This is a genomic window from Acinetobacter courvalinii (assembly GCF_014635545.1).
Lineage (GTDB): Bacteria > Pseudomonadota > Gammaproteobacteria > Pseudomonadales > Moraxellaceae > Acinetobacter > Acinetobacter courvalinii.
This window is the reverse complement of record NZ_BMDA01000008.1, coordinates 80089-91574: the sequence shown is the minus strand read 5'-3', so window position 1 is coordinate 91574 and position 11486 is coordinate 80089. Positions and strand designations below refer to the sequence as shown.

Sequence of the window (11486 nt, the reverse complement as noted above, 5' to 3'; positions counted from 1 at the left end):
CAATAGCAAGAGTGAACCACCTGATCCCTTCCCGAACTCAGAAGTGAAACCTCTTAGCGCTGATGGTAGTGTGGCACTTGCCATGTGAGAGTAAGTCATCGCCAGCTTTTAAATATGAAACACCCCCTAACTAACGTTAGGGGGTGTTTTTTATTGTGGGAAATTTTTATAAATAAGAAAAGCGTCAAACCAAGACGTTAAGACTCAAATGAGTCTGTTATTGTTGCTCAAAATCCAGCATGCTACAGAAAATAGATTTTTAATAGCCTCATGCAAGAAAGACCTTATATCAGAGCCGTAAAGCTGAAAGCTCCAGAAAGTTTAGACTGGGCCAGTTATCCCTATGTTATTCCAGCAGTCAATGATTTGGAAAATATTGAGTTTCATCCCGACGTTACATTTTTTGTTGGGGAAAATGGTTCGGGAAAGTCCACGATTCTCGAAGCATTGGCACTGGCATTAGGTTTTTCGGAAGAAGGAGGGACACGCAATGTGCAACTGAATACGGCGACCAGCAGCTCTGTTTTATATCAATCTCTGCGCACAATAAAAAGTTTTAAGAAGCCTCAGGATTATTACTTCTTAAGGGCCGAAAGTTTTTATAACGTGGCGACTTATATGAAAGAACTGGATTATCTGGCAGGTTACGGTGGAGACATACACGCACGCTCTCATGGAGAGGGGTTTTTAAAGTTATTAACCATGAAATTAAAAGGGCGAGGCTTATATCTTTTGGATGAGCCGGAAGCCGCTTTATCACCGACCATGCTAATGACCACGCTATCCGTGTTAGATCGCTTATGTCAGGCACAATCCCAATTTATTATTGCAACCCATTCACCTATTCTTCTGGCGTATCCAAATGCAAAAATTTACCAGTTTTCGGAATCGGGTATCAAACAAATAAGCTATGAAGAAACGGAACATTTTCGGGTAACAAAGGATTTTTTGAATAATTATCAAAAGAGAATAACGCAAATTTTGGAGCAGTAGTTGAGAGTTATCTTATTTAACTTTTTGAAAAATATTTATTTTCTATAATTTATATGTTTTCTACTTTCCTCCTCGCTCCACAAGCCTATAATGATTGAGAATCACTCCAAATCTAATAAGGAAATAACATGTCAACTGATCAGCAATTTCCAGCACCAGCCAACCTAGGGATCGCAGTGTATTCAAACAATGCCGAAGCCATTGGGAACACACCTTTAGTGCGTATCAACCGTCTGATTAAAACGGGTGCAACAGTACTGGCAAAAGTTGAAAGCCGTAACCCTGCATTTTCAGTGAAGTGTCGTATTGGCGCTGCTTTGATTGCGGATGCAGAAAAACGTGGTGTACTGAAAGCTGGCATGCATATTGTTGAACCGACCAGTGGTAATACAGGGATTGCCTTAGCCTTTGTTGCAGCAGCAAAAGGTTATCCAATTACCTTAACCATGCCCGCAAGTATGAGTCTGGAGCGCCGAAAGGTTTTAAAAGCTTTAGGTGCAAATCTGGTTTTAACTGAGCCTGCTAAAGGAATGAAAGGTGCAGTAGATGAAGCTGTGCGTTTAGCTACGGAAAATCCAGAACTATATTTCTTGCCGCAACAATTTGAAAATCCAGCCAATCCTCAAATTCATGTTGATACCACAGGCCCTGAAATCTGGCAGGCAACCAATGGACAAGTTGATATTCTAGTGGCGGGTGTCGGCACAGGCGGAACCATTACTGGAATTTCTCGTTATTTTGAGCAAGTTCAGAATAAGCCGTTGTATTCAGTTGCAGTTGAACCGGCTGAATCTCCAATCATTACTCAAACCAAAAATGGCGAAAGCATTACCCCGGCACCGCATAAAATTCAAGGAATTGGCGCCAACTTCATTCCGAAGAACTTAGATTTGGATTTGGTAGATGAAGTTGTCCCTGTGAATAGTGCGGATGCCATTGAGTGGGCAAGAAAGTGTGCAACTCAAGAAGGGATTCTGGTCGGTATCTCCAGTGGTGCAGCATTGGCGGCGGCAGCTCAAATTGCAGAACGTCCTGAAAATGCAGGCAAAACCATAGTGGTGATCTTACCGGATAGCGGTGAACGTTACCTATCTTCAGTCTTATTTGAAGGTTTGTTTGACGAAGCCTAAATCTATTGTTCAAGTTATAAAAAACCATGCCTAAGCGCATGGTTTTTTCATTTTTACTGTATTTTTTATAAGGCTTTTTTCAAGTTTTTTTCATGGCGTTTCACCGAGCGGGCGTACTTTTTACCTTTATGTCGTGTCCAGAAGCTACGTTGATAGCCTGTTGGGCCAACATTGTAATAGGCCACGGCTTTGGACCAGCTACCAGCAGATCGATAGTAGGTCGAGAGAACATGCGCGCCACAGTTAATGTTGACATTTTCATCATAAAGATTGCCTGGGCAAGCCTGATTCCAATGACTGGAAATGATTTGGGTTAAACCAATGGCCCCCGTTGGTGAGCGGGCAGCGCTATTATAATTGGATTCCTGGCGAATCAGCGCGGCCAGTAAAGTCGGCGATACATCATAACGCTCAGCACTTTGAATGATCATCGGTGATAAACGATTGGCTGTGCTGGGTGAAACAGAATAAGCGTTTTGTAAGCCTGAGGAGAGTTGATTCGAGCGATTTGCAAATGATCCGCTTAAGCTACTACACGCGGAAAGACTCACTGCCATAATGACAAGGCTGAGCTTTAAAAAAAGTGAACCGAGCGCGTGAGAAGTCATACCTTGATCAGTTGATGTAGAGACGATTTGCAAAACCAAGACCCGAGACAGAATAAAATTATTAGGATGGTATGCACTCGGTTTAGGGGAGTCAATAGCAGTTGTTTTACCGTATTCATTCTTTTAAACGGAACATAAAAAAGCCCCGACATCCTGTCGAGGCTTTTCATATTGGGTTTCTTGCCATCAACTCCTGTCAATGACCACATCCTGTGCTGTTATTGTTCTGAATGAGACGTCCTGTCCCTGTATGAGTCCTATATTAATGAATGCAAGATGATGAGGACATTCGCCAATGACGCTAACCGGTGTAGGTTTTTACCGACAAGGTTTATAAAGCTTCTTTCAAGGACTGTTCATGTCGTTTGACCGAGCTGGCATAACGTTCAGCCTGTTGGCGCATATACGGGCTTCTGCGATAGCCTGTCGGACCCACATTGTAATAACCCAAGGCTTTTGCCCAGTCTCCAGTAGATTGATAGTAGTTCGCCAGAATATAGGCACCACAATTAATATTGATATGTTCATCATACAGATCACCTGGACAAAACTGTTGCCAGAATTTTGGACGGACCTGCGTTAAGCCCACTGCATCCGCAGAGGAGCGGGCAAACGTGCGATAACTGGATTCCTGACGAATCAGTGCAGCGAGTAAATGCGGAGAAATGTTATGTCGTTCAGCAGTTTTGAGAATGATTGGAGCAACGCGATTAGCCGTGCTCGGCGCAACGGAGTAGGCGTTCTGGATTCCTGTTGCAAATTGTTGAGATTGACGTACCGAAGGGCCTTGAGTACTGGTACAGGCAGCGGTTAAATAGCTAATGAAAAGGACGACACTCAATTTGGCAAAAGTGATTTGGAACCGAGAAAAGCAAAATTTGTTGTAAATTATCATCGTAAAACAAGACTGACCATCATATATAAAACATGCGGATAGTAGGTAGCAAGCCACAGGGAGTCAATGCAGAATCGTAAGTTAAATCGTTTACTTTTTTTGTATTCAAACAAACTCAAGGACAATAAAAAAGCCCCGACATCCTGTCGAGGCTTTTCATATTTGGTTTCTTGCCGCCAACTCCTGTCAACGACCACATCCTGTGTTCTTGTTATTCTGAATGAGACATCCTGTCTCTCTATGCTTCATATCTTAGTGAATCTATCTCTCTAGGGATATTCGCCAATGACCACAGTTACTGTAGGCTTTTGCTTACAAAGTACTAATTAGCGTTTCTTTAGAATCCATCCTACCAACCTTTGTGCAATCGGTGCGCAGACCAATACGCTAGGAAAGGCAAACATCCATGCCACGATCCATGCTGACATCCACATGGCAAAGAAATGATCGATAAAACCGACTGCCTTTAATGTGGTGATGCCAGAAATTAAAAAAGACATCATGCAGGACAGAACCAATGGAAATAAAAGACTTGCTGCTTTCACGTGATCATCACTCCTTGATATGCACTTAAGCTGAATGCAAAATTTTGTCCAAATAGCTGAGCAGTTTTAATATCACCAAAATCAAAGGCATCTGCTGCACTGGCATGTTCAGCTTGTGCCATAAGCCCAGTCCATGAGCCGAGTCGATTGGCTGCTTGCGTATACGGAACCCCTTGATGTTGCTCGGGTAAAATAGGGTTACCGACCCATATCATACCGTGTTGCATCGAAAAGGTGAAAAGTGAAATCAGTGTAGATTGCTTATCCCCTGCGGGCAGTGAGGAAACGGTAAATCCTGCGGCTAATTTTCCTTTAAAGGCTTGTTTTTTCCATAAAGGCCCTGTGGCATCCATCAATTGTTTGAATGCGCCTGACACACCACCCAAATAGGTGGGGGAGCCCCAAATCAGTCCGTCATAGTGACAGAGTAATTCGGGTTGAGACATTAACTGCTCAGCGCTGAATAAATCAGTTTTAATCTGTCCAACTTGCGCTATACCGCGTTGAATCTGTTGGGCAATAAACTGGGTATGGCCCTGACGGCTATGATAAATAATGGCAATCGATTTCATGATTGATCTCTCAGTGAAATAATGCAAGCAATTGAGCGCTGAGATATAAACCGCAGCCAAAAATAGCGTGGTTGATCAGGCTGCGTAGACAGTTGCGCAGAGGCTGTGCTGTTTTAGCTGAGGCAAGGCCTGCCCCCATAGCTGGTTGCATAATTAAGAAGGGAATGAGCACTGTAATCACGCCGAAAATAAAAGCAGAGCTAAATTGAGATTGTCGTAACCACGCTTCTCCAACAATCAGCACAAAGCTGAAGGCAAACAGCATGCCGACACTGTAATGTGCCAGCCAACCCAAGGCATATTCCTGTCGGATGGCAGGACTTTGCGCAATCGAGGCATGGATGAACTTGCCTCGAAACATCCAGCCCAACCAACGGCCCAACAAAGCAAAATTTAAGCTTGGGCGGTTGAGTGTTTTTAATAGCAATAGCCACATATCCATCATGATTGTGGCACCGACACCTAAACATAGGATTTGAAATAACAGTTCCATAGTTTCCATTTTTCACCTTGATCTTTTTTGCGTAAAACGCGATAAAGATAGTGTGCAAGTTCAAGTCAACTTGAAGTCAAGGGGTATTTATGGATATTGGAGAAGTTGCGAAGCGGGCCCATGTGAGCACCTCAACCTTACGCTTTTACGAAGAAAAAGGTTTAATCAAATCAATAGGCCGTCATGGATTACGCCGACAATATGGCAAGCAGGTTCTGGATCAATTGGCATTGATTGCTTTGGGGCGGGCGGCAGGTTTTTCCCTTAATGAAATTGCACAGATGTTTGGCGAAAATGGTCAGCCTGAACTGGATCGCGCCATGCTGAATGAGAAAGCTGAACAATTGCAACAAATGATCCAGCGCTTGGATTTTATCAGCCAGGGACTGAGACATGCTGCGGTATGCCCTGCAGAAAATCATATGCAATGCCCAACTTTTCAAAACTTTTTAAAAGCCGCGATTGCGGGTGTATATCGACCGATCAAACTTGAGTAAGACTGGATAGGCGATCGTTAGCGTAATTTATAAAACAAAATGTTGGGTTACATTGTCATCTTTTCGCCATAAAGAGTTCATGCGATTGCAGTAAAAATGTCATCAAAGCTTGCTTAAATTGGCGTAATTTTTGACCAAGCGTATAAAACCATGAATAAGAAAACTTTATTGGCCGTATTGTGCAGTACAGCTTTAGGACTCAGTGCCTGTAACGATGATAATAAACAAGATCAGACCACACCCACAGAGAAAGTTACCGAGCCTACTTTAGTCTCTTTTGCCAAACTTGATGTTGCAACTTATGCGGCTGGCCCCGACTCGGGTAAAGCCGTGAGTGGTGCCAATGGAATTTATCCGCCATTTAAAGGGCAGCCAGTACAAGGCTTTTCTGCCGCTTTGAAAAATGCGGATGGTAGTTATATGGCCATGGCCGATAACGGTTTTGGCACACAGGACAATTCAGCCGATTTCTTGTTACGTATTTATAAAATCAAAGCAGACTTTAAAAGCAAAGCTAAAGGCACAGGGCAAGTGGCTGTGCAAAGTTTTGTCCAGCTACGTGATCCCAATAAACTGATTCCTTTTGAGATTGTGAATGGCAATACCGCAGAGCGTTTGTTGACTGGGGCGGATTTTGATCCTGAATCGATGCAACGTGCTGCGGATGGAAGCTACTGGATTGGCGACGAGTTTGGTCCTTATCTGCTGCACTTCTCGGCACAAGGTGTGTTGCTCGATGCGCCGATTGGATTGCCAAATCCATTGAATCCGGCACAAGAATTACGTTCCCCACAAAACCAGCTCAATAAAGCCAATATCAATTATGTTGAGCCTCTGGTGGGGCGCAGTAGTGGCTTCGAGGGCATGGCAATTTCACCAGATGGCAAGTATTTATATCCTTTGCTGGAAAAACCTTTACTGAATGATGCAACTGGCCGACTACTGATTTCCCAGTTTGACCTTCAGAAAAAAGCCTATACCGGTGTTTATTATTGGTTTGAGCTGAACAGCAAAGCCACCAATATTGGCGATTTCCAATTGTTTAATGACAAAGAAGGCATCATTATCGAGCGGGATGTGAGCCAGAATAATCTAGGCGGATATAAAAAACTGATCCGGATTAAGTTCAATGAGCCTAAACAAACAGTAGCGCGTGAAGATCTGGTCGACTTGATGAAGATTGCCAATCCAGATGCTCTATACGGCACCGTGCGGGCAGGGGATATTGGAACAGGTAAAGTTTTTGCATTTCCATTTGAGACCATTGAAGATGTCATCATTGAAAATGGCACGACTTTGACGGTATTGAATGACAATAATTTCCCGGGTTCATCGGGACGCAATGCCAAACTTGCCGACGACAATGAAATTATTCAGATTCGTCTGCCTAAAGCATTATTTTAAACATTCGGTCAAAATCGCCGAAATGATCATTCCGCATTTCGGCTGAAGGCGTATACTGATTGGGCATAAGGAGTCCTCATGTCTGAATCAGTGTTGCGCCCAACCCATATCGAGTATGGTTCAAAATCGTTTACTGCGATTTTATGGTCCTTGTTCTTTGCCGGTTTTGCATCATTTTCATCGTTGTACTGTGTTCAACCGATGATGCCGATTTTTGCAGAATTCTTTCATGTGACGCCTACCCACAGCAGTTTCCCGCTGTCTTTTTCAACCATTGCGCTTGCGATTGGCCTGCTATTCACCGGTTTTATTTCTGATCGTTTTGGGCGTAAGCCGATCATGGTATTTGCCTTATTTCTGGTCTCGATTTTATTACTGCTGAGTGCGTCGTTTCCCGTTTGGGAAATTTTCCTGACCACCCGTGTTTTTATTGGTCTAGCGGTCAGCGGCGTGGCTGCGGTGGCGATGACGTATATTGGTGAAGAAATTGCGCAAAAAGATATTGGCTTTGCGATGGGGCTATATATTTCAGGTACAGCCATTGGCGGCATGGGGGGACGGTTGATTGCAGGAGTACTGGTTGACTTTATCTCTTGGCAAGCAGCAACTTATGCAATTGGTTTTATCAATTTCATTATCGCCTGTCTATTTTATCTGTTACTTCCCAAATCACAGCATTTCAAGCCCTTTCCATTCCGTTTTTCCCGTTTTAAGGCGGCGTTTGAGCAGAATTTAAAAGATCCGAAATTACGGATTCTGTTTGCCCAAGGATTTATCTTGATGGGCTGTCTGGTCACTGTATTTAACTATATTAGTTATCACTTGCTGGAAGCTCCCTTTCATTTATCACAAACCTGGATTGGCCTGATTTCGATCGCTTATCTGGCCGGGATTTATAGTTCACCCAAGGCTGCCAAATGGGGCTTTAAATATGGGCGTGATAAGGTGTTACCGGTGCTGTTACTTACCATGATGCTGGGTCTGTTGATTACTTTAATTCCATCTTTATGGACGATTCTGCTCGGGCTGATTATTTTTACTTTTTCATTTTTTGCCGCGCATTCGACTGCCAGTAGCTGGGTTTCTGTGCAGGCCGTGCAATACCGTGCAGTCGCATCTTCACTGTATTTGCTCTGCTATTACATCGGTTCAAGTTTATTGGGCAGTAGCGGTGGTCTGGTCTGGGAAAACTTTGGCTGGATGGGCATCACTTTGATGGTTGTGGTGTTTTTAATCTTTGGTCTTTTTCTGGCATTAAGATTGAAGTCTAGGGCTGTTTCAGAATAGAAAGAGAGGTCCTAAATTTTATCATTGATCCAGATTTTTTAAATCTGATTGTGATGTGTGAACAAAAGTTGATACCTCCTTTATTGAAAGTATTGATAAGGTAAAGTAGAAAATAATGCATAAAATATGAACATAACCGTTGTTTAATTGTAAAATATAAAGATAATGATTCTCATTTTAGATGGAGAATCTTATGTATCGTTCTATCTCTCAATATCGAATTTTTCCAAAAAGTGCAATTTATCTGGCACTTTATACGTGTTGGGTTGGAACAGCCTATGCTGCCATGGAGGCAACAGCACCCACAAATATTTTGCCTACAATTGTAGTTACAGCAGATGATTCATTGGAGAATAATTACACCAAGAAAAATGCCAGTACTTCGACCAAACTCAATTTAAGCGTTAAGGAAACCCCTCAGTCGGTTTCGGTGATTACACAAAAACAAATGGAAGATATGGGGGCAACGAATCTAGGGGAAGCTTTATTAAATACTACAGGGATTATTCTAACGGGGGACAATACTGAACGAACCAACTTCTCGATACGTGGGTTCAACATGGGGGATGGCTGGAACTCTAATTTGATGCAGTATGATGGTGTTGCCGTCAATGCAACCAATGTCGCTTCGTCAAAACCCGATATGGCTATGTTGGAAAGTGTTGAGGTTTTACGGGGGGCGGCTGGTTTGTTGCAAGGTTCAGGAGAACCAGCAGGTACGGTGAATCTGATTCGTAAAAAGCCAACGGCTGATTTACATGCTAGCGGTGCAGTGAGTTATGGATCATGGAATACAGTCCGTGGGGAAGTCGATGTTTCCAACCGTTTAAATGAATCAGGAACAATTAGAGGGCGACTGGTTTTAGCTTATCAAGATGGTGATTCATGGATGAAAGCCGTTACGCGCGATAGTAATTTACTTTACGGGATTATCAGTGCAGATCTGACAAAAAATACTTTACTTAATTTTGGCTATTCCCAACAGAAAGAACATGCGGTGCCAGTGAACAGTTTGCCTCGTTATTCAGATGGATCTGATATTGGACTGGATCGAGATAACTGTGGTTGTGATTATCGAGACTTTTGGGATAAGAAAAATAGCCAAGCCTTTATTGATTTGACCCACCAGTTCGAAAATGGATGGATGGTGAAGGGGAGTTATTTAAGAGCTGATATTGATATGGACATGGCCTTTACCAGCCTTGCCTTTGCTAGTACAGGTGCGATTGATAAGAGTAATCCGAAGGCGACGATCAACAAATATGGCTATCGTTATAATCAGCAACTTGATGTATTTGATTTCTTTACTAAAGGTGCATTTAACTTGTTAGGCCGTGAACATGAGTTAGTTGCGGGGATTAATCATCAGAAAAGTGATATACCTGGACAATGGACTAGCTGGGATACCCTGATGGCAGATGGTTCATTGTGGGATCGCCAAGCCAGTACCAAACCTGTTGGTGTTGAGCAAATGCAAGTGAATGTGTTTGACTTTGATCCTTATGGTCTACCTTATGCCGCGCCACGTTACGATCAAGATGGCGGCCGTTCGTACGTACATACTGAGCAAACAGGCCTTTATCTGACGACACGTTGGAACTTGGCTGATTCACTCAAGTTGATTACGGGTGTCCGAGAAAGTAATTTTAAATATGATTCAGAATACCAAAGTAATGTGACGGGTAAATTTGTCGACAGTCGTGCCGTTCATTATAAAAAAGATAATATTTGGACACCTTATGTGGGCCTAACTTATGATTTTAATGATACGTATACGGGTTATGCGAGTTTCACAGATACCTTCGTTGTGCAAAATGTCAAAGATCGTAATGAAAAATTGCTTGATCCAGTTCAGGGTAATGTCTACGAAATCGGGGTGAAAGGAAGCTTTAATGACGATAAACTGATCGCATCAATTGCAGCTTTTAGAACAAATCAAATTAATCGAGCTATTCAGGATCAGAGTAGTAAAGGGCAGTGTGCCTTTAATGGTGGAGAAGGATATTGTAATGTTTCTGCTGGAGAGGTAGTCAGTGAAGGGATTGAAACCGAATTACGTGGAGAAGTATTACCAAATTTAAATCTTTCAGCAGGTTATACCTACAATACAACAGAATATAAAAAAGATATCGCCAAGCAGGGCCAAACTTTCAATGAAACTACACCTGAACATATTGCTCGGTTATTTGCGACGTATAAGTTACCCAACAACTTAACTGTGGGTGGTGGAGTAAATTATCAAAGTGAGTGGTTAGTCGGACGTTATGGCTCTAAACCTGCAAAACAGGAAGGCTATGCACTGGTTAATTTGATGGCAAGCTATCCATTGAGTGAAAATATTACGATTGCTGTTAATGCCAATAATGTCTTGGATAAAAAATATTATTCATATTTAACAACAGACTCGAATCGTTATGGCGAGCCACGGAACATGAAATTAACCCTCCGCGCTAAGTTTTAAAATACAATCGCATGGATGATTGTGATTTTGCAGTCATTCATGCAAAGATAATATAAATAAAAGAATGAATAAGGGTGCCTATGCGATTAAGGACACTGCTCTATACAATTATTTTACTGACTGCATTGTTGATCAGTTTTTTTATAGGTACTTTAACAGCAGGCATAAACCATTGGTTTCAACCTTTAGTTAACATGGAAATTTCTAATTACAGTGGGCAAACCATCAGCACGCTCAAGCTCTCTGTAAAAACAGCCGCTGTTCAGCATGAAATCTTTTTTCAGCCACTTGAAAATAACAAAACAATTGAAACGCAGTTTTTCATACAGGGTGAAGGTGGATATCAATTGGAAGTAACACTTGAAAATGGTCAAACTGTTACTGGAGGCAGTGGCTATATTGAGCCGGGTTATACGATCAAAGAGATGGTTCGATCTAATGAAATAAGCAGTAAGGTCTCTTATTAAACAAGAGTTCTGGTTTCGTCTCTAATATTGTTGTTTTGATTAAACTTTATACAAATAATTTGTTATCCCCTTGTTCCTGAATGTTTTATAAACAAGGAAAATGAATGAAATTCATGTTAAAATGATCGGCTTTC

Annotated in this window: 12 protein-coding genes and 1 rRNA gene; 8 read left to right on the top strand and 5 right to left on the bottom strand. The window is 42.2% G+C overall.

Translation table 11 applies throughout. The features are described from left to right. From rrf to cysK, 3 genes are all read left to right on the top strand, one after another. Positions 1 to 107, top strand: a 5S ribosomal RNA gene (rrf, locus tag IEV39_RS18050); the annotation flags it as partial. Positions 108 to 270: 163 nt separating this feature from the next. Further along, positions 271 to 993 carry an AAA family ATPase gene (locus IEV39_RS18045; protein ID WP_005281157.1) on the top strand — a complete coding sequence of 241 codons (723 nt, stop codon included), beginning with the start codon at positions 271 to 273 and terminating at the stop codon, positions 991 to 993. 128 nt (positions 994 to 1121) lie between these two features. Beyond that, on the top strand, positions 1122 to 2123 hold the full coding sequence (gene cysK / locus IEV39_RS18040; RefSeq protein WP_005281154.1) for a cysteine synthase A: 1002 nt from the start codon (positions 1122 to 1124) through the stop codon (positions 2121 to 2123). A gap of 65 nt (positions 2124 to 2188) precedes the next feature. Here the strand turns inward: cysK and IEV39_RS18035 are convergent, their stop codons facing one another. The 5 genes from IEV39_RS18035 to IEV39_RS18015 all read right to left on the bottom strand — a co-directional run bounded on the left by IEV39_RS18035 (position 2189) and on the right by IEV39_RS18015 (position 5245). Continuing rightward, the gene (locus IEV39_RS18035; protein WP_050560205.1) at positions 2189 to 2731 is read right to left on the bottom strand and encodes a lytic transglycosylase domain-containing protein; all 543 of its coding nucleotides are present in this window, start codon (positions 2729 to 2731) and stop codon (positions 2189 to 2191) included. Positions 2732 to 3062: 331 nt separating this feature from the next. Continuing rightward, entirely contained in the window at positions 3063 to 3626 is a 564-nt protein-coding gene (locus IEV39_RS18030) for a lytic transglycosylase domain-containing protein (RefSeq protein ID WP_005281148.1), read from the bottom strand. 326 nt (positions 3627 to 3952) lie between these two features. Next, the gene (locus IEV39_RS18025; RefSeq protein ID WP_005226294.1) at positions 3953 to 4171 is read right to left on the bottom strand and encodes a DUF2798 domain-containing protein; all 219 of its coding nucleotides are present in this window, start codon (positions 4169 to 4171) and stop codon (positions 3953 to 3955) included. Next, the gene (locus IEV39_RS18020; RefSeq protein WP_005281145.1) at positions 4168 to 4743 is read right to left on the bottom strand and encodes a flavodoxin family protein; all 576 of its coding nucleotides are present in this window, start codon (positions 4741 to 4743) and stop codon (positions 4168 to 4170) included. The genes IEV39_RS18025 and IEV39_RS18020 overlap by 4 nt, the downstream gene beginning before the upstream one ends. Before the next feature lie 10 nt (positions 4744 to 4753). Then, positions 4754 to 5245, bottom strand: a complete 492-nt coding sequence (locus IEV39_RS18015; RefSeq protein WP_005281142.1) for a DUF2938 domain-containing protein — start codon at positions 5243 to 5245, stop codon at positions 4754 to 4756. 80 nt (positions 5246 to 5325) lie between these two features. Between IEV39_RS18015 and IEV39_RS18010 the strand changes: the two genes are divergently transcribed. The 5 genes from IEV39_RS18010 (at position 5326) to IEV39_RS17990 (ending at position 11352) form a co-directional block, all read left to right on the top strand. Further along, a complete protein-coding gene (locus IEV39_RS18010) occupies positions 5326 to 5733 on the top strand; it encodes a helix-turn-helix domain-containing protein (protein ID WP_005281139.1) in 408 nt (135 codons plus the stop codon). Between the two features lie 150 nt (positions 5734 to 5883). Then, the gene (locus tag IEV39_RS18005) at positions 5884 to 7137 is read left to right on the top strand and encodes an esterase-like activity of phytase family protein (RefSeq protein ID WP_005281136.1); all 1254 of its coding nucleotides are present in this window, start codon (positions 5884 to 5886) and stop codon (positions 7135 to 7137) included. A 78-nt stretch (positions 7138 to 7215) separates the two neighbouring features. Beyond that, a complete protein-coding gene (locus IEV39_RS18000; RefSeq protein WP_005281134.1) occupies positions 7216 to 8424 on the top strand; it encodes an MFS transporter in 1209 nt (402 codons plus the stop codon). A gap of 193 nt (positions 8425 to 8617) precedes the next feature. After that, entirely contained in the window at positions 8618 to 10885 is a 2268-nt protein-coding gene (locus tag IEV39_RS17995; RefSeq protein ID WP_005281131.1) for a TonB-dependent siderophore receptor, read from the top strand. Between the two features lie 80 nt (positions 10886 to 10965). Continuing rightward, positions 10966 to 11352 carry a hypothetical protein gene (locus IEV39_RS17990; RefSeq protein WP_005281127.1) on the top strand — a complete coding sequence of 129 codons (387 nt, stop codon included), beginning with the start codon at positions 10966 to 10968 and terminating at the stop codon, positions 11350 to 11352. The last annotated feature ends 134 nt before the right edge of the window (positions 11353 to 11486 follow it).